Below are 20,177 nucleotides of genomic sequence, written 5' to 3' on the forward strand. Positions count from 1 at the left end.
GATCGGGGCGGTGCGGCTGGGGGTGGGGGGGTGGGAATCGGTAAAGGTCTTGGTCTGGGGGGTTCCCATCAGGGCGGATCGGTCGTAGAAAGAAGTCACGGACCGAGTGTCCTTGTACGTCCGCCGGGTACCCACGCGCGACCAGCCGCGGGAGGCGCGTCGAGACGGGCTTGACCCGCTCCGACGAAATTGAGGTGCACGCTTGGTAACCCGGTGGGGCGTACTGGCGGCGGCGTCCCATCCCAGGGACGCCGTTCGCATGTGCGGGGATTTCGCTGAGGGCTCACCCGCGCTGGAGCGCCTCGCAGATGGCGGTGGCCTCCCTGGCGCCCAGTTCCACGGCCGCGGCGCAGTGCCGTACCCACGCCGCCACACCGGCCGGACCGCCCTCCAGGTAGCCCCGTAGGGCCTTGGCGTACGCCTCTCCCAGCTCGGCGTGGCCGACCTCGACGGCCACCAGGGACTTGGGGTCCAGGCCGAATTCGACCAGCGTGAGGCGCTCGGCGGCCCTCGCCACCAGCCCGTCGGCGGTGCCGAACGGCCGCAGGACGACCAGTTCGGCGTGCACGATCGCGGCGAGCACCAGGGCGGGGGCCGTGGACGGGGTGGTGATCAGCTCCGCCAGCATGTCCATCCGGGCGGCGGCGATCTCCGGGGTGGGCGCGGGCGGCAGATCCAGCAGGTCCACGCCGCTCGGACCGGCCCCCAGGACGCCGGGCCCGGCATCACCGGACATGGCCCCGGGACGGGCAAGGAGTCCGGCGTCAACAGTTGTGGAGGTGGCTCCGGGACGGCCGGAAAGTGCGCCCTCACCAGGCACCGAACCGGCCCTGGAGCGGCTGGAGACCGCACCCTCAACAGACACTGAACGGGCCTCAGGGCGGCTGGAGACCGCGCCCTCACCGGGCACCGAACCAGCCTCGGAGCGGCTGGAGACCGTGCCCTCGCTAGGCACCGAACCGGCCTTGGAGTGGCTGGAGACCGCGTCCTCACCGGGCACCGAACCGGCCTTGGAGCGGCTGGAGACCGCGTCCTCACCGGGCACCGAGCCAGCCCCCAACCGGCCGGAGACCGCGCCCTCACCAGGCACGGAGTCACCTCCGGACGGAACCCCCTCGTCGCCGAACGAGGAAGTGGGCCCGGAGGGGGCGTCGGAGGTGGAGGAGGTTCTGGGGCGGCCCAGGAGGGTGTTGTCGGCGGTCAGGTCCAGGGCGGCCAGGGAGTGGAGGCGGGCCAGGGCCTGGCGGGGGGTGTTGCGCCAGATGGGGCCTAGTTTGCCCAGTTCGGCGGAGACGCGCAGGGCGCCTAGGGCCGTGGGGGACGTGGTCGTGGCGGTTCTGAGGTCGGCCAGGGGGACGTCGGCGCCTTCCAGGGCGGCGGAGGCGCGGGCGCCGCGTAGGGCCGACTCGGTGGAGACCTGGGGGCCTCGGCGGCGCAGCACGCGGTGGCCGTAGAGTCTGTCCACGGCGGCGCGAGCCTCTTGTACGGCCTCGGCCACGCCGGGCAGTGCGGCGATGCCGGCCAATGGGTCGTTCACGTCTCCTGACCCTACCGGCGGGTAGAGCACGGCCCTCATCGGTGCACACTAGAGGGGCGCGGGCGGCGGGAGTTCGGCCCGGGCTTGCCGGTGGGAGCATGAAGACGGGGACGGGGAGGACGCCAATCCAAGCGCCCGCTCGGCGCGTGGTTCATACCGTTCAACGCAGCCGGAGGAATTCGGCTCTTGCACCCTGCACTTTTATCGTCAGATATCATTTCCGCAACGAATACGCTGCTTTTGTGACTGTCTGTTAATACCGTTGTGAACACCGCCGGAGTCCTCCCGGTACCGCCCTCACGGCACCGGGACCTCTTGTCCCCGCCGCCTGAAGCCTGGTGAAGTGGGACCCGTACCAGTCGAGCCAGGCCATGTGAAGGAGTACGTTGTGGCCCCGGAAACCCCCGGTCGCGAGACCCAGGAGACCCTGTCGAACCTGCTGCAGGAGAACCGCCGGTTCGAGCCCCCGGCCGAGCTGGCGTCGGCCGCCAACATCACCGCCGGCGCTTACGACGAGGCGGCGGCCGACCGTATCGGTTTCTGGGAGCGGGCGGCCGAGCGGCTGACCTGGGGACAGCGCTGGCACACCGCTCTGGAGTGGACCCCGCCGTTCGCCAAGTGGTTCGTCGGCGGCACGCTGAACGTCGCCTACAACTGCGTGGACCGGCACGTCGAGGCCGGCCGCGGCGACAAGGTGGCGTACCACTGGGAGGGCGAGCCGGAGGGCGACACCCGCACCCTGACGTACTCGGACCTGCTGCGCGAGGTGAGCAAGGCCGCCAACGCCCTGACCGAGCTCGGTGTGGGCAAGGGCGACCGCGTCGCGATCTACATGCCGATGATCCCCGAGCTGCCGATCGCCATGCTGGCCTGCGCCCGCATCGGCGCGGTCCACTCGGTGGTGTTCGGCGGCTTCTCGGCCACCGCGCTGAGCGGCCGCATCCAGGACGCCGACGCCAAGCTCGTCATCACGGCCGACGGCGGCTACCGCCGGGGCGCGCCGAGCGCGCTGAAGCCCACCGTGGACGAGGCCGTCGCCGAGTGCCCCGGCATCGAGCACGTGCTCGTCGTGCGCCGCACCGGCGAGAAGGTGTCGGAGTCCGCCAAGGACGTCTGGTGGCACGACCTGGTCGACCGGCAGAGCGACCAGCACGAGGCCGTCCCGCACGACGCCGAGGACCCGCTGTACATCCTGTACACCAGCGGCACCACCGGTAAGCCCAAGGGCATCCTGCACACCACCGGCGGCTACCTCACCCAGACCGCCTGGACCCACAACGCGGTATTCGACCTCAAGCCCGAGACCGACATCTACTGGTGCACCGCCGACATCGGCTGGGTGACCGGCCACTCCTACATCGTGTACGGCCCCCTGGCCAACGGCGCCACCAGCGTGATCTACGAGGGCACCCCGGACACCCCGCACCGGGGCCGGTTCTGGGAGATCGTGCAGAAGTACAAGATCACCATCCTGTACACCGCCCCCACCGCGATCCGGACGTTCATGAAGTGGGGCGACGACATCCCCGCCAAGTACGACATGTCCTCCCTGCGGGTGCTCGGCTCGGTGGGCGAGCCGATCAACCCCGAGGCGTACGTCTGGTACCGCGAGCACATCGGCGGCAGCCGCTGCCCGGTGGTGGACACCTGGTGGCAGACCGAGACCGGTGCCATCATGATCAGCCCGCTGCCCGGCGTGACCGCCGCCAAGCCCGGCGCCGCGATGCGCCCGATGCCCGGCATCGTGGCCGACGTGGTGGACGACCAGGGCAACTCCGTGCCGGACGGCGGCGGCGGCTTCCTGGTGGTGCGCGAGCCGTGGCCGTCCATGCTGCGCGGCATCTGGGGCGACGACAAGCGCTACGCCGACACCTACTGGTCGCGCTTCGACGGCATGTACTTCCCTGGGGACGGCGCCAAGAAGGACAGCGACGGCGACCTGTGGCTGCTCGGCCGGGTCGACGACGTCATGCTGGTGTCCGGCCACAACATCTCCACCACCGAGGTGGAGTCGGCGCTGGTGTCCCACCCGAAGGTCGCCGAGGCGGCGGTGGTGGGCGCGACCGACCCGATCACCGGGCAGGCGATCGTGGCGTTCACGATCCTGCGCGGCAGCGCGGAGGAGGGCGCCGACATCGCCAAGGAGCTGCGCGACCACGTGGCCAAGGCCCTCGGCCCGATCGCCAAGCCCCGCCAGATCCTGGTGGTGCCCGAGCTGCCCAAGACCCGCTCCGGCAAGATCATGCGGCGCCTGCTGCGCGACGTGGCGGAGAACCGCAGCATCGGTGACGTCACCACGCTCGCCGACAGTTCGGTGATGGACCTGATCTCGGCCAAGCTCCCGTCGGCCGCCTCCGACGACTGACCCGTACCCTGCACAAGGGTCACATAGGGCGCGGATCCACAGCGATCCGCGCCCTTCGTCCTTCCTTCAGCGGCACGTCCGATACCCGCCTGTGCCCGGGAGGCGCGACGATGAGCATCATCACACAGGATGAATGTGTCCCGAAGTCCCGATAGGAGAGACAACTGATGGCCGCTCCAGCGGAGGAGGACTCCCTCGGCGCGCTCGTCGCCCAGGCGAGTCAGCACATATCTTCACTGATCCGTGCCGAGATCGAGCTGGCGAAGTCCGAGCTGAAGTTCAACGCCACCCGGGTGGGCACGGCCGCCGCGCTGTTCGGCGTGGCGGCGTTCATGCTGCACCTGTGCCTCATCCTGCTGTCGTTCACGCTGGCCTACGGCCTGGTGCAGCTCGGCATGATGACCTGGCTGGCGTTCCTGATCGTGACGGTGTTCTACATCGTGGTCGCGGGCCTGCTCGCGCTGATCGGCTGGCGCAGGCTCAAGGGGCTCACCGGGATGAAGCGCACGGCCCGCAGCCTGCGCACCCTGAAGGACGGCCCTCCCGACGACGCCCTGACGCCGCCGACGCCGGAGACCGCCGGGGAGATCGGCGGGCACCGGTCGCCGGTGCCGTCGGACACCGGGCGCACCCGGCCGTGAACGCCATGAGCGCTCGCCCCGATGAGTCGCTGGCCCGGATCCCCGGGCCGTGGCGGCATCGGTCCATCCACGCCGGAAACGGCATGTTCCACGTGGTGGAGGCGGGCGACGGCCCGCTGGTGCTGCTGCTGCACGGGTTCCCGCAGTTCTGGTGGACCTGGCGGCGGCAGCTGGTGACGCTGCCCGCGGCGGGGTACCGCGTCGTGGCGGCCGACCTGCGGGGCTACGGGGCCAGCGACAAGCCGCCCCGGGGGTACGACCTGCCGACGGTCGCGGGGAACGTCGCCGGGCTGATCAGGGCCCTCGGTGAGACGTGCGCGATCGTGGTGGGGCACGACTGGGGCGGGCTCGTCGCGTGGACCATGGGGGTGATGGATCCCAAGGTGGTGCGGCGCCTGGTGACGGTGTCGGCGCCGCATCCTCTGCGGCTGCGTCAGGCCATGCTGACGGAGCCGCTCGGGCAGTTCAGGGCCACCGGGCATTTCCTCGGGTTCCAGGTTCCCTTGCTTCCCGAGCGGCGGCTGACCGCGGACGGGGCGGCCAAGGTGGGGCGGCTGCTTGAGGAGTGGTCGGCGCCGGGGTGGCCGGACGAGGAGGTGTCCCGGACCTACCAGGACGTTTTCCGCATTCCTACGGTGGCTCACTGTGCGCTGGAGTACCACCGGTGGTTCGTGCGGTCTCAGCCGCGGCCGGATGGGATCCGGTACCGGAGGCTCATGCGGAGTGAGATCGAGATGCCTACTCTGCAGATGCACGGGGCGCTGGACACCTGCATGTTGCCGCGTACGGCGCAGGGGTCCAGCCGGTATGTGGCGGCGCCCTATCGGTGGCGGCTGATCGAGGGGGTGGGGCATTTCCCGCACGAGGAGCGGCCCGAGCTGTTCGACGCCGAGTTGCTCGGGTGGCTGGACGATCCTGAGCCTGATCGGTGATGTCCCGGGATCGTGATCTCTCCGGCCGGCCGCGCAACGCCCGGCCCCGGGATGAGCTTGGGCGGCCGTTGCCCAAGGGGGTTCCCGGGGTGGAGCGCGTGCCGGACGACTACGCGCCTGGCCCGGATGAGGCGCTGGCCCTCGCGGCGCGGTATCTGAGTGAGGGGCGGCCGTTCCATGCGCACGAGGTGCTGGAGGCTCGGTGGAAGACCGGGCCTGAGGGGGAGCGTGATCTGTGGCAGGGGCTGGCGCAGATCTGCGTGGGGCTGACTCATCTGCAACGGGGGAACTCGCGGGGTGCGGCGGCGTTGCTGACGCGGGGGGCCGATCGGGTCGCGCGGTACTCCGGGGCGCCCATCGATGTCGTGCCGGTGGTGCGGCTGGCCGGGGAACTGGCCGGGCCCGGTACGCCGGACCTCACGGGCGCGCTCGACGAGCTCGCCGCTCTGCTGGCTCCCGGCGCGAGGCCGTGAGCCCGACTGGCTCGGGCGCCGTGCGGCGGGGCTGACTTCGCCGTATAACGTCCCGTGTCGCGGCGCCGGGTGCGCAGAGCCCTTCGAGGGTGATTAGGACCGACGGGGGCCGAGCCCCCGGCGTGCATGAACTGGAAGCGCCGCGGTGGAGCATGGTGAGCCCGGCAGGCTCGGGGGTGCGGGGGTGTCCCCCGCATGAGAACAGCCCTCGCTGCTCTCGCGCGGAGCGCGGCCTCCGCGAGGACCGCTTCATCGGCGCCGCACCCACCATGGGTTGTCCGCCGTACGGCGGCGCCGACTTCGCCGTACCACGGCCCGCCGACGCGGCGCCGAATGAATGAGCCGTGCGGTGCGGGAGGGGCCGTCGCGCGGAGCAGGGGCCTTCGTGCGGAGCGGGGTGTCGTGGTGGGTGGGGCTAGTCGCAGTCTTGGGTGTCTACTCGGCCTACGGCGCCGCTGCCTTCGTCGGCGTCGGGGCGGACTTCGGCGGCGGTCAGGGCGAAGCCGGTTTCGGGCTGGTCGGTGGCGGCGGCGAAGATGACGCCGTAGACCTGGCCGTTGGTGGTGAGCAGGGGGCCGCCGGAGTTGCCGGGCTGGACCAGGCCGCGGATGGAGTAGACCTCGCGGGTCACGGTCTTTCTGGAGTAGATGTCGGCGGCCTTGGCGTTCTGCTTCAAACGGATGCGGGCCGGCTTGATGGTGAAGCCCTTGCCCTTGGGGAAGCCGGCGATGATCGCGTCGTCCTGGCCCTCGGCGGTGTAGTCGAACTTCAGGGGGGTGACGTCGAGGTCCGGCACGTAGAGGATGGCGATGTCGCGGTCGGGGTTGTAGTGGACCACCCGGGCATCGTGGCCGACGCGGTTCTCGTCGGTCACCCGGAGGTCCTGGGTGACGCCGGCCACCACGTGCGCGTTGGTCATCACGCGGCCGGGAGCGTACACGAACCCGGTGCCCTCGATGCGCTTGCGGCAGGCGGGCGCGGTGCCCTGCACCTTGACGATGGCGCGCCGGGCCCGCTGAAGCTGCGGGCTCTTGACCACGCTGGCGTCCGGCGGGGGCACGTCGACGAACTGGCCGCCGCCGATGGCGTTGAACACCTGCGGGAACTCCGAGGTGTCCACGAACTTCTTGAACGACAGCCGCCAGTCCTTGGCCGTGTCCGGCATCGCGGAGTCGACGGTCTGCAGCAGCAGCGAGCCGTTGGTCTGCTGGCGCAGCCAAGGAAAGGGCGCCACCGACAGCAGCGACCCGATCAGCCAGGCGATGACCAGAACGGATAACGCGCTGGTGAACGTGCCGCCGAGCGCGTCGACCGTCCGGGCGGGTTCCCACGTGACGTGGCTGCGCACGACGGCGCCGATGGTGGAGAACGCGAACTGGCCGATGACCGCCGTGAGGAACACGATCACGATCGCGAGCAGCGCCTGCTCGGTGGCCTGGCTGACGACGGCGTGCGCGATCGGCGGGGCGATCATGACCCCGAGGAAACCTCCCCCGACGAAGCCGAGGAAGCTGAACGCCCCGATGATGAAGCCCTGCCGGTAGCCGGACACGGCAAAGGCAATCACTAGGACAATCAGGATGATATCGAGGAGATCGCCGCTCACGCTTCAACGGTATCCAGCGCGGCCACACGCCGTGCACCCGATGGCTCGATATCGTTGCGTCATGGTATCGATCGGGGGGCCGGGCGGATCACGCGCGGACGGCCGCCCCGGCCCGGACCGGCGGCCCGGCGGGCGTCCGGTGCCCGAGTTCGGCCGGTACGAAGTCGAAGATCTTCTCGCGATGGCCCTCGCCGACGACGACCCCGACGGGCAGATCCGCTGGGCCGCGGTCGGCCACCTGCACGGCCGGGGGGACCTCGCCACCTTCACCGCCGCCCGGCGGCTGTGCGCCAGCGACACCGCCGCCGAGCGCGTCCTCGGCGTGGACGTCCTCGGCGAGCTGGGCGCGCCGGAGCGGCCGTTCGTGGACAAGACCCTGTCCCTGCTGCGTTACCTCGCGGCCTGCGACACCGACCTGCGGGTGCTGCACGCGGTGCTGATCGCCTTCGGCCACCTGCGCGACCCCCGGGCGATGCCCTCGGTGATCGAGCTGTCCGAGCACCATGATCCGTCGGTGCGGTACGGCGCGGCGTACGCGTTGTCCCGGGTGCTCGGCCGTCCCCCGGACCCGGCGGGGCTCGCGGCGTTGCAACGCCTGGCCAGGGATCCCGACGAGGACGTCGCCGACTGGGCCGCGCTGGGGTTGATCCTCCCCTAGCGCCGGGCCAGCCTGATCACCTCGGGAGGCAGGTCCTCCACCTGCGAGCCGTCCCACGGGCGGGCGAAACCGGTGGCGGTGAGCACGATGTCCAGGATGCCGGCGGTGAAGCCCCACACCAGCATGCCGCGCACCCGGAAGGCGGGCCCGGCGTGGCCGCCGGGGAAGCGCAGGCGCAGGCGGTTTTCGGGGTCGACCAGCTCGGCGATGGGCACCCGGGCCACCGACTCGACCTCGTCGGGTGAGGCGGCGTGCACCGCGCACGGTGTGTGCCACCAGCCGAGCACCGGCGTGACCCGGTTGTCGCTGCGCCCGAGGTACAGCTCGGGCAGCGTGCCCACGACGCGCACGCCGTCCGGCTCCAGACCGGTCTCCTCCTCGGCCTCGCGCAGCGCGGCGCCGACGGGGCCGCCGTCCTCGGGGTCGATGCCGCCGCCGGGGAACGCGGGCTGGCCCGCGTGGTTGCGGCCCCTGGCGCTGCGCTGGATGAGCAGGATGTCCGGGCCCGCGGCCGACTCCCCGAACAGCAGCAGGACCGCCGCGGCGCGCCCCCGTCCGTCCAGCGGCCGCATCCAGGGGGGCAGGGGGTGGCGGTCGGGGTCCGTCGCCAGGTCGGTTAGCCAGCCGGGCACGGGAGCAGTCATGCGTTACCTCCTGCGGGGAGTCAACATCCCCGGTTCCCCGCTGCTTCCCGGGCCGGCGGCGGTCAGGAGAACGGCCCGGGCCGGACGAGCTTGGCGGCCTGGGCCGGGTCGGTCGGGCCCTCGCCGAAGGACGGGCACAGGGCGGCCAGCGGGCAGACGCCGCAGGCGGGCTTGCGCGCGTGGCAGAGGCGGCGGCCGTGCCAGATCATGTAGTGGGACAGCATGGTCCACTCGTTCTTGGGGATCAGGTCGCCCACGATGTGCTCGACCTTCACCGGGTCGGTCTCCTCGGTCCAGCCGAAGCGGCGGGCGAGCCGTCCGAAGTGGGTGTCGACGGTGATGCCCGGGACGTCGAAGGCGTTGCCGAGCACGACGTTCGCCGTCTTGCGGCCGATTCCGGGCAGGGTGACGAGGTCCTTCAGGGTGCCGGGGACCTCGCCGCCGTAGCGGTCGCACAGGCCCTGGGCCATGCCGATGATGCTGTTGGCCTTGGCGCGGAAGAAGCCGGTGGACTTGATGATCTCTTCCAGCTCGGCCCGGTCGGCGCCCGCGTAGTCGGCGGCTGTCCGGTATTTAGCAAAAAGTGTAGGGGTAACTAGGTTGACCCTTTTGTCCGTACACTGCGCTGAGAGGATTGTCGCGACCGCCAGTTCGAGCGGGTTGGTGAAGTCGAGTTCGCAGTGAGCGTCTGGATAGGTTTCCGCGAGGATTCGGGTCATCCGCCGGGCTCGCCGGACCAAGGCGAGCCGGGACTCCCCAGCGGAGGTCACGTTGCGGGGCACGCCGACAGCCTACGGGCTCCCGGCGACCCCCTTGGTGCGGTACGTCACAATGTCTAGCAGCGAGCGCGACCCCAGGCGCGGCGCGCGGCCGCCCGAGGCGGCCATGGAGCGAGGAGGCACCGTGAACACCGACGACGTGCTGGGTAAGGCCCCTTTGTTCGCCGCGCTGGACCGTGAGGGCGCGGCGGCGCTCCGTACCGGAATCTCCGAGATGGAACTGCACAAGGGGCAGATCCTGTTCAGCGAGGGGGAGACCGGCGACCGGCTGTACGTCGTGCTGGACGGCAAGATCAAGCTGATCCGCACCGCCTCCGACGGCCGTGAGAACCTCCTCAGCGTGCTCGGCCCCGGCGAGATGTTCGGCGAGCTCTCGCTCTTCGACCCCCGGCCCCGCACGGCCAGCGCCATCGCCCTGACCGACGTACGGCTGGCCGGTCTCGGCCACGACGACCTGCGGCCCTGGCTGACCGGACGGCCCGAGGTCGCGCTCCACCTGCTGCGGGCGCTGGCCCAGCGGCTGCGCCGCACCAACGACGTCATGGCCGACCTCGTCTTCACCGACGTGCCGGGCCGGGTCGGCAAGGCCCTGCTCGACCTCGCCGAACGCTTCGGGGAGCGTGCCGAGGACGGCGTGCGGGTCCATCACGACCTCACCCAGGAGGAGCTGGCGCAGTACGTCGGCGCGTCCCGGGAGACGGTGAACAAGGCCCTGGCCGACTTCGCGCAGCGCGGGTGGCTGCGCATCGAGGCCAAGGCGGTCGTGATCATGGATGCCGACCGTCTGGCGGCACGTTCCAGGTAAAACTTTCCTCAAGTCTGGTCGAGGTAGGCCATCTGGGCGCGGACCGACATCTCGGCCGCGAACTTCAGGTCATCGGCCAGCCCGGCGTAGACCACGTCGACGATCTCGGCCGGGGTGAGCACACCGTTCGCCCGCGCCTCGCGGATCTGGTCCAGCCGCTCGCGGCGGTGGGCGATGTAGGCGTCCAGCACGGCGATCGGGTCGGGCAGCACGGGGCCGTGGCCGGGCAGCAGGGCGGTGGCCGCCGTGATCTCGGCGCTCGCCCGCAGGCGGTCCAGGCTGCGCAGGTAGTCGGCCAGGTCGCCGTCCGGCGCGATGACGGTGGTGCCGCGGCCGAGGACGGTGTCCCCGGTGAGCAGTGCCCCGTCGGCGGGCAGCCAGAAGCACAGGGAGTCGAACGAGTGGCCCGGCGTGCCGACCACCCGCACCTCCAGCCCCGCCACGGACAGCGCGTCGCCGTCGCCGAGCCCTTCCCCGCCTAGTACGTGCCGGGGGTCCAGCGCCCGGACCGGCGCGCCCACCATTGCGGCGAACCGCTTGGCCCCGGCGCTGTGGTCTGGATGCCCGTGCGTCAGCAGGATCACCCCGACCCGCCGATCTTCCAGCCTCCCGGCCACCCGCCGCAGATGCTCCTCGTCGTCCGGCCCCGGGTCGACGACCACCACCGTGTCGGCTCCCGGCTCCCCCAGCACCCAGGTGTTGGTGCCGTCCAGCGTCATCGGCGAGGGATTGGACGCCAGCACGTTGTCCGCCCGCAGCGTCCCGGCACCGTCCGGCCCGTCCTGAGGCATGCGTAGCCCGCCACGAGCCCCCCCGGCGCCCCCTGGGAGCCCCTGGGGACCACGCTGGGTGGCATCGGCCGGCGCCGGGCCGGCCTGGGAGGTACGCGGCGTGGCTCCGGCCGGCCCGGGGCCGTGCTGGGGAGCACGCGTGGCTCCGGTGGGAGCCGCGTCATCGTGGGGAGCACGTGTGGCATCGGCGGGAGCCGCGCCGTCCTGGGGAGCAGGCGTGGCACCGGCGGGAGCCGCGCCGTCCGGGCCGTCGAGGGGGATGTGCAGGCCGCTCATGGCATCCGGTAGTCCTGGCCGGGGAGGATCAGCCGCATCTCGCCGTCGACCTCGGCGATGTGCGGCTGGAAGGTCTCCACCTTCCGGTCGCTGCCGAGCACGGCGGACACGTCGCCGAAGTCCCCCACCTCGGTCAGAGTGCGGTACGTGGGCGGCATCAGGGTGATCTCGCCCTTCCCCGCCCGCTCGATCGCCTCCGCGGGACGCAGCCACGCCACCTGGTCGGCCTCCCCGCCGACGTCCCTGGTGAGCTGGCCCGGCGGCAGGGCGGCCACGAAGAACCGGGTGTCGAACCGCTTGGTCTCGAGCTCAGGGGTGATCCAGTGGCCCCACGGCCGCAGGAGGTCCGCCCGGAGCACCAGGCCGCGTTTGCCGAGGAACTCCGCCATGGACAGGTCACGGCCGATCAGCGCCTCGCGGTCGGCCTCCCAGTCGTCACCCGTGGTGTCCGCCACCACGGTGTCCGCGCTCGGCCCCGCCAAGAGCACCCCGGACTCCTCGAACGTCTCCCGCACCGCCGCGCACACCAGCCCCCGCGCCGTGACGACGTCCGCCCCGAGGAGCCCGGCCCACGCCTCCGGCGCCGGCCCCGCCCACGCGACGGCGTGATCGGCGTCCCGGGGATCGACCGAGCCCCCGGGGAACACGTACGCCCCCGCCGCGAAGGCCATGCTCGCCTTGCGCCTGATCATGTACACCTCGACGCCCCGGACACCGGCGGCGTCCTGGGCGTCCGGAGACGCGTCCCGGAGGAGGACCACGGTGGCGGCGTCCCGGGCGGGGACGGGGGCGAGCTCGCCCGCGAGGATCGCGCGGGCGCGTTCGCCGAACGCCCCGGGGAGCGGGATGAAGTTCATGCCACCTCCTGGTGCGACCGAACCACGCTCGGCCGAAACCATGGTGTCATGGATCACCGGACCTCGGCGATGAGCTCCACCTCCACGGGGGTGTTCAGCGGCAGCTCGGACACGCCGACCGCGCTGCGCGCGTGACGCCCCGCCTCGCCGAAGATCTCGCCGAACAGCTCGCTGGCGCCGTTGACGACCAGTGGCTGCCCGGTGAAGCCGGGCGCGCTAGCCACGAACCCGACCACCTTGACGATGCGCACGATCCCCGACAGCCCGCCCGCGACCGACGCCGCCGCCGCGATGCCGTTGAGCGCGCAGATCCGCGCCGCCCCCTTGGCCTGCTCGGGATCGACCTCGGCCCCGACCTTGCCGGTCAGCGCGAGCTTGCCCTCCACCATCGGCAGCTGACCCGAGACGTACACGTAGTTCCCGGTGCGCACCGCCGGCACGTACGCCGCCAGCGGCGGCACCACCTCGGGCAGGGTCAGCCCCAGCTCGGCCAGCCGCTCCTCAGGTGTGCTCATTCCTTCTCCCGCTTCATGTAGGCGACGAGCTGCTCGGGGTTGGGGCCGGGGATGACGGAGACGAGCTCCCAGCCGTCCTGCCCCCAGTTGTCGAGGATCTGCTTGGTCGCGTGGGTGAGCAACGGGACCGTCACGTATTCGTAGCGCTTCATGGTGGCACTGTAGCGGCGGGGACGCACGCGCACGCCCGTGCCACAAGGGGCTGTGGACAACCTCACCACCCGAGGTGACGGGCGCCGGGGAATCGTGAAGTGACCGTTGGGTAGCCTTCCAAAGGTGAGCGCTCTCGACACCGACTGGGACGGCGTGCGACTACACGTCGTCACCGGCAAGGGCGGCACCGGGAAGACCACGGTGGCCGCCGCGCTGGCCCTCGCCCTGGCGGCGGGCGGCCGCAAGGTCCTGCTGGTCGAGGTCGAGGGACGCCAGGGCATCGCACAGGTGTTCGACACCCCGCCGCTGCCGTACGAGGAACGCCGGATCGCCGTCGCGCCGGACGGCGGCGACGTGCACGCCCTGGCCATCGACCCCGAAGCGGCCATGCTCGAGTACATCGAGATGTTCTACGGCCTCAAGCGGGCCGGCAAGGCTCTCACCAAGATCGGTGTGATGGACTTCGCCACCACCATCGCCCCCGGCCTGCGCGACGTCCTCGTCACCGGCAAGACCACCGAGGCCGTGCGGCGCCGCGACAAGTCCGGCAGGCGGGTGTACGACGCGGTCGTGATGGACGCGCCGCCCACCGGCCGGATCACCCGTTTCCTCAACGTCACGACCGAGGTGGCCGGTCTGGCCAGGATCGGCCCGGTCAAACACCACGCCGACCTGGTGCGCGGCGTCGTCGGCTCACCGGAGACGGCTGTTCACTTCGTCACACTGCTGGAGGAGATGCCCGTCCAGGAGACCCTGGACGGCATCGCGAGCCTGCGCCAGGCCCGCCTGCCCGTCGGCGGGATCTTCATCAACATGGTGCGCCCCGAGCTGCTGCCCGAGGCCACGCTGGCCGCCGCCGCCCGGGACGACTTCGACGCCGGCGAGCTGGCCCTCGGGCTCAAGGCCGCCGGCCTGGCCGACCAGACGGCCGACGCCGCGTCCATCGCCGAGGCGCTCGCCGAGGAGATCGAGGAGCACGCCCGGCGCACCTTCCTGGAACGGCGCGAGCGGGCGTCCCTGGACGACGCCAAGGTCCCCCGGTACGAACTGCCGCTGCTGGCCGACGGCGCCGATCTGGCCGGGCTGTACGAACTCGCCGACATCATCCGCACCCAGGGAGCGGCATGACCCCGCGCAAGCCGGACACGCCCCGGCGGATCTCTCCGGTCCTCGACATGGACGCCGTGCTGGACGACTCCCGCATCCGCATCGTCGTGTGCTGCGGCTCCGGCGGCGTCGGCAAGACCACCACGGCGGCGGCCCTCGGGCTGCGCGCGGCCGAGCGGGGCCGAAGGGTGGTGGTGCTCACCGTCGACCCGGCGCGGCGCCTCGCCCAGGCGATGGGACTGACCGAACTGGACAACACCCCGCGCCCGGTCACCGGCGTCGACGGCCCCGGCGAGCTGCACGCCATGATGCTCGACATGAAGCGGACATTCGACGAGATCATCGAGGCGCACGCGGACCCGGTGCGCGCCCGGCAGATCCTGGAGAACCCCTTCTACCAATCGCTGTCGTCGAGCTTCTCCGGCACGCAGGAGTACATGGCGATGGAGAAGCTCGGGCAGCTGCAACGCGACGGCGACTGGGACCTGATCGTCGTCGACACGCCGCCGTCCCGGTCGGCGCTGGACTTCCTCGACGCGCCGGAACGGCTCGGCAGGTTCCTGGACGGGCGCCTCATCAGGATCCTGATGGCACCCGCCAAGGCCGGGGGACGCAGCGCGTTCAAGCTGCTCAACGCGGGGTTCGGGCTGGTCGCGGGCGCGATGACCAAGATCCTCGGGGCGCAGTTCCTGAAGGACATCCAGATGTTCGTCGGCGCCCTGGACGCGGTCTTCGGCGGCTTCCGCCAGCGGGCCGAGCAGACGTACAAGCTGCTCCAGGCGCCAGGCACCGCCTTCGTGGTGGTCGCCGCGCCGGAGCGGGACGCGATGCGGGAGGCGTCGTACTTCGTGGAGCGCCTCGCCGAGGAGGGAATGCCGCTGGCCGGGCTGGTGATCAACCGGGTGCACACGTCCCTGGCACCCGCGTTGTCGGCCGCTCGCAGCGCCGCGGCCGCGGAGGACCTGGAGACACGCGGCGGGCACGAGCTCACGGCCGCCGTGCTGCGGCTGCACGCCGGCCGTATGCAACTCGCTGCTCGCGAGCACCGTGAGCAGGAACACTTCACGTCGGCACACCCCACTGTGCCGATCGCTCAGGTACTGGCGATGCCGGAGGACGTGCACGACCTGGACGGGCTGCGCAGGATCGGCGAGCTCCTCACGGCGTGACGATCGACGATGATCGTCATTGAGTGATGGTGACGCTCGGCGCCACGGAAGGGGTGAACGGGCGCGAGGCGACCCTGCCTCCGCCCGCCGGCCTCAGCCGGCGATCAACTCGTTGGTCCGCTCGTACTCTTCTTTGGCGATCTCCAGCAGATCTCGCCACGACGTGACATCCGGCCGACGCCTGAGCAGCGCTCGCCGCTCACGCTCGGTCATGCCGCCCCAGACTCCGAACTCGATGCGATTGTCCAGAGCGTCCGCCAGACACTCCGTACGGACCGGGCATCCTCGGCAGATGAGCTTCGCCCTGTTCTGCGCGGCACCCTGCACGAACAACGCGTCAGGATCCGCACCTCGACAGGCGGCACGGGAGGTCCAATCCGTGATCCACATTTCGACCCCACTCCCCTATAGGTGGTCAGTCGTCACTTGGCGGCCGACGGGCGCGGGCGTCGAGCCTCCTTATTCAGTTGCCGCAGAGGAGAACGTACGCAACCAGACGATCGGACCGACAGACCCCGGGCGGGTCAATTTCCCGCATGGTCATGTCAGGCCATGTGGCCGGGAATGACTAGTCCTCCCCCTCCGGGGTCGCGTGCGAGTCACGCAGAATTGGACTTTGGGTACCTATTACGTCAGCTGTTCGGCATACCCTGGTCACGTGCAAGCTCACGGCAAAGGCCCAGTGTCGGTCGTCCTCAACATCATGCGCCTCATCGGTGCCGCCCTCGCGGCGGGTGTGCTGATGGCGGCCATCGCACTGCCCGCCGTAGGCGGCGCGGGAGTCGGTGTCAAAGGCGCCACCGACGCCCTGAACCTCAAACCAGAAGATCTCCAGGAGCCTCCCCTGCCGGAGGTCACCGAGATCCGCGACGCGAAGAACAAAGTGATCGCCCAGTTCTACTTCCAGAACCGGGAGTCTGTGAAACTGGAGAAGGTCGCCCCGATCATGCGCGAGGCGATCATCGCGATCGAGGACTACCGCTTTTATCAGCACGGAGCGCTGGACCTCGAAGGCACCATGCGCGCCGCCATGACGAACTTCCAGTCGGGCGGCGTCTCCCAGGGCGGCTCGTCGATCACCCAGCAGTACGTCAAGCAGGTGCTGCTGAACAAGGCGGAGACCGACGAGGAGCGGCTCGCGGCCCTCGCGCCCACCCTCCCCCGTAAGCTCAACGAGCTGCGGTACGCCATGGCGATCGAGGAGAAGTACACCAAGGACGAGATCCTTGAGCGTTATCTCAACATCGCCTACTTCGGCGCGAGCGCGTACGGCATCCAGGCCGCGTCCAAGCGCTTCTTCGACAAGCCCGCGTCCGAGCTCACCCTCGAAGAGGCCGCCACGCTGGCCGGCGCCGTGCAGAACCCCAACGCCACCGACCCCAACCTCGGCAAGAAGTACCGGGCGGCCCTGCTGACCCGGCGCAACACCGTCCTCGACCGCATGGCCGAGCTGAAGAAGATCACCCCTCAGCAGGCGGCGGAGGCCAAGGAAAAGAAGCTCGTCTACAAGGACATCGCCATCCCCGGCGGCTGCGAGCAGAGCGACTACCCGTACTTCTGCCTCTACGTGCAGCACGAGATCCTGAACGACAAGCAGTTCGGCAAGACCCAGAAGGCCAGGCGCGAGTTCCTCAACCGCGGCGGTCTGGTGATCAAGACGACACTCGACACCAAGATGCAGAAGGCCGCGGACAAGGCCATCAAGCAGTGGGTGAGGTCGTCCGACAAGCCCGTCGCCGCCCAGGCGCTCATCGAGCCCGGCACCGGCGCCATCAAGGCCATGGCGGCCAGCCGCAAGTTCGGCAACAGCAAGAAGAAGAACGAATCGAACTACAACCTGGTGGCCGACGTCGCGCACGGCGGCGGCAGCGGCTTCCAGGCCGGGTCCACCTTCAAGGTCTTCACGCTCACCACAGCGCTCAAGGAAGGCATGAAGTACGGCGACGGCATCGCCTCCGGCGCCACCTACCGGGCGGGCGGCTACGGCGACTTCAAGAACTGCAAGGGCCAGGGCGTCGGCGACCCCGGCCACGACGTGCACAACTCCTCCGAGTCCAGCGGCGGTTTCAAGACCCTGCAGACCGGCACCTGGGGATCGGTCAACACCTTCTTCCTGCGGCTCGAACAGAAGGTCGGGCTCTGCGACGTGGTCAAGACCGCCAAGGACCTAGGCATCAAGCGGGCCGACGGGCAGAAGCTGCGTGAGGTCGAGACCTTCACCCTCGGCGTCAACGAGATGGACCCGGTGACGGTCGCCAGCGCGTACGCCACCTTCGCCGCGCGGGGCAAGTACTGCGCCCCGATGGCGATCACCCAGATCACCGACCGGTACGGCAAGGCGACCAGCTTCAAGCCGACCTGCAAGCAGGCTCTGGAGGAAGAGATCGCGGACGCCGTCAGCGGCATCCTGTCCGGGGTCTTCACCAAGGGCACCATGTCGGGCGTCGGCGGCATCGGCCGCGACGCGGCGGGCAAGACCGGCACCACCGACGGCTCGATGACCGCCTGGTTCGCCGGCTACACCCCCGACCTGGCCTCCGCCGTCAGCCTCGGCGACCCGCGCGGCTCCTACACCCACCCGCTGCGCGGCGTGACGATCGGCGGCAGGTACTACGGCGAGGTCTTCGGCGCCACCATCTCCGGCCAGATCTGGAAGGCCACGATGCTCAAGGCGCTGGCCGGCATCGAGCCTTCGTCCTTCACCAACCCCGACATGAGCCGCTTCGGAGGCTGCACCACCGGCTGCGCCCCCAAGCCCCCCAAGGAGAAGAACCCCGACGGCCGCCCCTTCTCCCCCGACGACGACCCCCGCGGTCCCGGCGACCCCCGCGGCCAGGGCGACCCCCCCAACCCGAACGACCCTCCGGGCGGCGGCCCCGGCGGCCAGGACGGCACCGGCACCGACCCGGCCACCCCCCTGGTCCACGCCACCAACTGACGTCAACGGCGGGCCGCCCTGACCAGCGGCCCGCCGTCCTCGTCCGCCCCGGCGACCCAGCCGGTCAGCCCGCCAGCTTCCCCCGCACCGCCTGAGCCACCCGGCCGCCCTCCGCGCGCCCCGCGACCTTCGGGTTGAGGACCTTCATCACCTGACCCATCGCCCGGGGCCCCTCGGCCCCGCTCTCCGCGATGGCCTCCTCCACGAGCCGCTCCAGCTCCTCGTCGCTGAGCTGCGCGGGGAGGTACGCCTCCAGCACCGCCTGCTCGTCCAGCTCGGCCTGGGCCTGCTCCGCCCGCCCGGCCCCGGCGAACGCCTCGGACGCCTCCCGCCGCTTCTTGGCCTCCTTGGTCAGCACCTTGACGATCTCGTCGTCGGAGAGCTGCCGAGCCGTCTTGCCGGAGACCTCCTCGGTGCTGACCGCCGCCAGCGCCATGCGCAGCGTCCGCGTCCGGACCTCGTCCCGCGCCTTCATGGCGGTCGTCAGGTCCGTCTTCAACGTGTCCTTCAAAGAACTCATGACCCCCATCTTGCCGCCTCCCCCACCACCGGGGTGACCATCGTCCACAGACACCCGGATGCGGACGCCGGGAGGCGTAAGGCCCCTCCCTCGGGCATGATGAACAGGTGAGGAAAGCTGCCGCGATACCCCTGTCTCTGCTCGGCCTCGGCGTGGCCGGCCTCGGTTACGCCTCGGTGATCGAGCGCAACTGGTTCCGTCTGCGCCGGTTCGACGTGCCGGTGCTGGAGCCCGGGCAGCGTCCCGTCCGCATCCTCCAGATCTCCGACCTCCACCTGACGCCGGGCCGCACCCGCCTGATCAACTGGGTCCGCACCCTGGACGGCCTCAACCCCGATCTCGTCGTGAACACCGGCGACACCATCGCCCACCCCGACGCGATCCCCGCGTACCTCCGCGCCGTCGAGCCCCTCCTGGCCCGCCCGGGCCTGTTCGTCTACGGCTCCAACGACCTGTACGCCCCCACCCCCAAGAACCCCGCCAGGTACCTCTGGCGCACGTCTCGGAACGACCGCCGCCAGCACATCCCCAACCTCCCCTGGACCGAGCTCGGCGCGAGCATGACCGCCGCCGGCTGGCTGGACATGAACAACACCACCGCCAGACTCAAGGTCGGCGACCTGGACGTCCACGTGGGCGGCATCCACGACTCCCACATCAACCGCGACCGCTACGACCTGATCGCGGGCCCCGCCCCCACCGGCGCCGACCTCCGCCTGGGCGTGATGCACTCCCCCGAGCCAAGGAACATGACCTTGTTCGCCCAGGACGGCTACCAGCTCCTCCTGGCAGGCCACACCCACGGCGGCCAGCTCTGCATCCCCTTCTACGGCGCCCTGGTGACCAACTGCGGCATAGACCGCCCCCGCGTAAAAGGCCTCCACCGCCACGACTCCGCCTGGCTCCACGTCTCCGCCGGCCTAGGCACCTCCCCCTACGCCCCCGCCCGCTTCTCCTGCCCCCCCGAAGCCACCCTCCTCACCCTCCTCCCCCGCCGCCCGTCCCGCTAAGTACCCGTACGCGACCGCCCCCAAAGTCCGCTAGACTCAGCGAAGCACGAGCCAACAACTCGTGCACCGGGGTGTAGCGCAGCTTGGCAGCGCGCTTCGTTCGGGACGAAGAGGCCGTGGGTTCAAATCCCGCCACCCCGACCCAGTAGTACCAGCTGAGAGGCCGGTTCCGATCATCGGAACCGGCCTTCTGTGTCCCCTGGGTGACTAACTGAGTGACTATGCCGTCCGTTGGGTCCGAAGGTTCGTTTGGACTGCTGCCCCCCACTCTGCGTGGAAGACTAATGACATGGCTGACTCCCAAACCACGGGCGGCGTAACAGTAGAGCGGCTACCGGTCCCGGACTACTTCCACCATCTGCCCTTGGACTCACCGAATCCTGTCGATGTCTTCATTCTTC

The 20,177-nt window shown here is 70.6% G+C and carries 19 protein-coding genes, 1 tRNA gene and 1 pseudogene; 11 read left to right on the forward strand and 10 right to left on the reverse strand.

Going from position 1 to position 20,177, the window contains the following annotated elements; translation table 11 throughout:
• Positions 1-1,168: 1,168 nt before the first annotated feature.
• Positions 1,169-1,537 (reverse strand): annotated as a pseudogene (locus ACFP1K_RS41405) (oxidoreductase); the annotation flags it as partial.
• A gap of 388 nt (positions 1,538-1,925) precedes the next feature.
• Here ACFP1K_RS41405 and acs point away from each other — a divergent pair.
• From acs to ACFP1K_RS36545, 4 genes are all read left to right on the forward strand, one after another.
• Complete coding sequence (gene acs, locus ACFP1K_RS36530; protein WP_380762181.1) at positions 1,926-3,902, forward strand: acetate--CoA ligase; 1,977 nt, start codon at positions 1,926-1,928, stop codon at positions 3,900-3,902.
• Positions 3,903-4,069: 167 nt separating this feature from the next.
• Complete coding sequence (locus ACFP1K_RS36535) at positions 4,070-4,543, forward strand: phage holin family protein (protein ID WP_380762183.1); 474 nt, start codon at positions 4,070-4,072, stop codon at positions 4,541-4,543.
• Positions 4,544-4,548: 5 nt separating this feature from the next.
• Positions 4,549-5,475: an alpha/beta fold hydrolase gene (locus ACFP1K_RS36540; protein ID WP_380762185.1), complete on the forward strand. Its 927-nt coding sequence runs from the start codon at positions 4,549-4,551 to the stop codon at positions 5,473-5,475.
• An 89-nt stretch (positions 5,476-5,564) separates the two neighbouring features.
• The gene (locus ACFP1K_RS36545) at positions 5,565-5,948 is read left to right on the forward strand and encodes a DUF309 domain-containing protein (RefSeq protein WP_380762187.1); all 384 of its coding nucleotides are present in this window, start codon (positions 5,565-5,567) and stop codon (positions 5,946-5,948) included.
• A gap of 415 nt (positions 5,949-6,363) precedes the next feature.
• Here the strand turns inward: ACFP1K_RS36545 and ACFP1K_RS36550 are convergent, their stop codons facing one another.
• Positions 6,364-7,554 (reverse strand): MarP family serine protease, encoded by a 1,191-nt coding sequence (locus ACFP1K_RS36550; protein WP_380762189.1) that lies wholly within the window; start codon positions 7,552-7,554, stop codon positions 6,364-6,366.
• 61 nt (positions 7,555-7,615) lie between these two features.
• On the opposite strand from ACFP1K_RS36550, the gene ACFP1K_RS36555 reads away from it, so the two are divergent.
• Positions 7,616-8,212 (forward strand): HEAT repeat domain-containing protein, encoded by a 597-nt coding sequence (locus tag ACFP1K_RS36555; protein ID WP_380762191.1) that lies wholly within the window; start codon positions 7,616-7,618, stop codon positions 8,210-8,212.
• Here the strand turns inward: ACFP1K_RS36555 and ACFP1K_RS36560 are convergent.
• Together ACFP1K_RS36560 and nth are read right to left on the reverse strand one after the other, a co-directional pair.
• On the reverse strand, positions 8,209-8,856 hold the full coding sequence (locus ACFP1K_RS36560) for an NUDIX hydrolase (protein WP_380762193.1): 648 nt from the start codon (positions 8,854-8,856) through the stop codon (positions 8,209-8,211). The two genes, ACFP1K_RS36555 and ACFP1K_RS36560, sit on opposite strands and share 4 nt — an antisense overlap.
• A gap of 62 nt (positions 8,857-8,918) precedes the next feature.
• Positions 8,919-9,638, reverse strand: a complete 720-nt coding sequence (gene nth, locus ACFP1K_RS36565) for an endonuclease III (RefSeq protein WP_380762195.1) — start codon at positions 9,636-9,638, stop codon at positions 8,919-8,921.
• Positions 9,639-9,741: 103 nt separating this feature from the next.
• Here nth and ACFP1K_RS36570 point away from each other — a divergent pair, with 103 nt between their 5' ends.
• On the forward strand, positions 9,742-10,440 hold the full coding sequence (locus ACFP1K_RS36570) for a Crp/Fnr family transcriptional regulator (protein ID WP_380762232.1): 699 nt from the start codon (positions 9,742-9,744) through the stop codon (positions 10,438-10,440).
• 8 nt (positions 10,441-10,448) lie between these two features.
• On the opposite strand, the gene ACFP1K_RS36575 is transcribed toward ACFP1K_RS36570, so the two are convergent.
• The 4 genes from ACFP1K_RS36575 to ACFP1K_RS36590 all read right to left on the reverse strand — a co-directional run bounded on the left by ACFP1K_RS36575 (position 10,449) and on the right by ACFP1K_RS36590 (position 13,031).
• Positions 10,449-11,231 carry an MBL fold metallo-hydrolase gene (locus tag ACFP1K_RS36575; protein WP_380762196.1) on the reverse strand — a complete coding sequence of 261 codons (783 nt, stop codon included), beginning with the start codon at positions 11,229-11,231 and terminating at the stop codon, positions 10,449-10,451.
• Between the two features lie 272 nt (positions 11,232-11,503).
• The gene (locus ACFP1K_RS36580; RefSeq protein WP_380762198.1) at positions 11,504-12,364 is read right to left on the reverse strand and encodes an NUDIX hydrolase; all 861 of its coding nucleotides are present in this window, start codon (positions 12,362-12,364) and stop codon (positions 11,504-11,506) included.
• A 53-nt stretch (positions 12,365-12,417) separates the two neighbouring features.
• Entirely contained in the window at positions 12,418-12,879 is a 462-nt protein-coding gene (locus ACFP1K_RS36585) for a RidA family protein (protein ID WP_380762200.1), read from the reverse strand.
• The gene (locus tag ACFP1K_RS36590) at positions 12,876-13,031 is read right to left on the reverse strand and encodes a DUF4177 domain-containing protein (RefSeq protein ID WP_380762202.1); all 156 of its coding nucleotides are present in this window, start codon (positions 13,029-13,031) and stop codon (positions 12,876-12,878) included. The genes ACFP1K_RS36585 and ACFP1K_RS36590 overlap by 4 nt, the downstream gene beginning before the upstream one ends.
• 124 nt (positions 13,032-13,155) lie before the next feature.
• Between ACFP1K_RS36590 and ACFP1K_RS36595 the strand changes: the two genes are divergently transcribed.
• Both ACFP1K_RS36595 and ACFP1K_RS36600 read left to right on the forward strand, forming a co-directional pair.
• Complete coding sequence (locus tag ACFP1K_RS36595; RefSeq protein ID WP_380762204.1) at positions 13,156-14,160, forward strand: ArsA-related P-loop ATPase; 1,005 nt, start codon at positions 13,156-13,158, stop codon at positions 14,158-14,160.
• Complete coding sequence (locus ACFP1K_RS36600) at positions 14,157-15,308, forward strand: ArsA family ATPase (RefSeq protein ID WP_380762206.1); 1,152 nt, start codon at positions 14,157-14,159, stop codon at positions 15,306-15,308. The genes ACFP1K_RS36595 and ACFP1K_RS36600 overlap by 4 nt, the downstream gene beginning before the upstream one ends.
• A gap of 93 nt (positions 15,309-15,401) precedes the next feature.
• Here ACFP1K_RS36600 and ACFP1K_RS36605 read toward each other — a convergent pair whose 3' ends face one another.
• Entirely contained in the window at positions 15,402-15,698 is a 297-nt protein-coding gene (locus tag ACFP1K_RS36605; protein WP_344934397.1) for a WhiB family transcriptional regulator, read from the reverse strand.
• A gap of 313 nt (positions 15,699-16,011) precedes the next feature.
• Between ACFP1K_RS36605 and ACFP1K_RS36610 the strand changes: the two genes are divergently transcribed.
• Positions 16,012-18,246, forward strand: coding sequence for a transglycosylase domain-containing protein (locus ACFP1K_RS36610; protein WP_380762208.1), 2,235 nt, complete (start codon positions 16,012-16,014; stop codon positions 18,244-18,246).
• 64 nt (positions 18,247-18,310) lie between these two features.
• Here the strand turns inward: ACFP1K_RS36610 and ACFP1K_RS36615 are convergent, their stop codons facing one another.
• A complete protein-coding gene (locus tag ACFP1K_RS36615) occupies positions 18,311-18,766 on the reverse strand; it encodes a GatB/YqeY domain-containing protein (protein ID WP_380762210.1) in 456 nt (151 codons plus the stop codon).
• Between the two features lie 107 nt (positions 18,767-18,873).
• Between ACFP1K_RS36615 and ACFP1K_RS36620 the strand changes: the two genes are divergently transcribed.
• Both ACFP1K_RS36620 and ACFP1K_RS36625 read left to right on the forward strand, forming a co-directional pair.
• The gene (locus ACFP1K_RS36620; RefSeq protein WP_380762212.1) at positions 18,874-19,776 is read left to right on the forward strand and encodes a metallophosphoesterase; all 903 of its coding nucleotides are present in this window, start codon (positions 18,874-18,876) and stop codon (positions 19,774-19,776) included.
• A gap of 67 nt (positions 19,777-19,843) precedes the next feature.
• Positions 19,844-19,917 (forward strand) — tRNA-Pro (locus ACFP1K_RS36625).
• The last annotated feature ends 260 nt before the right edge of the window (positions 19,918-20,177 follow it).

Origin of the sequence: Sphaerisporangium aureirubrum, from assembly GCF_042658925.1 — a bacterium.
GTDB lineage: Bacteria > Actinomycetota > Actinomycetes > Streptosporangiales > Streptosporangiaceae > Sphaerisporangium > Sphaerisporangium aureirubrum.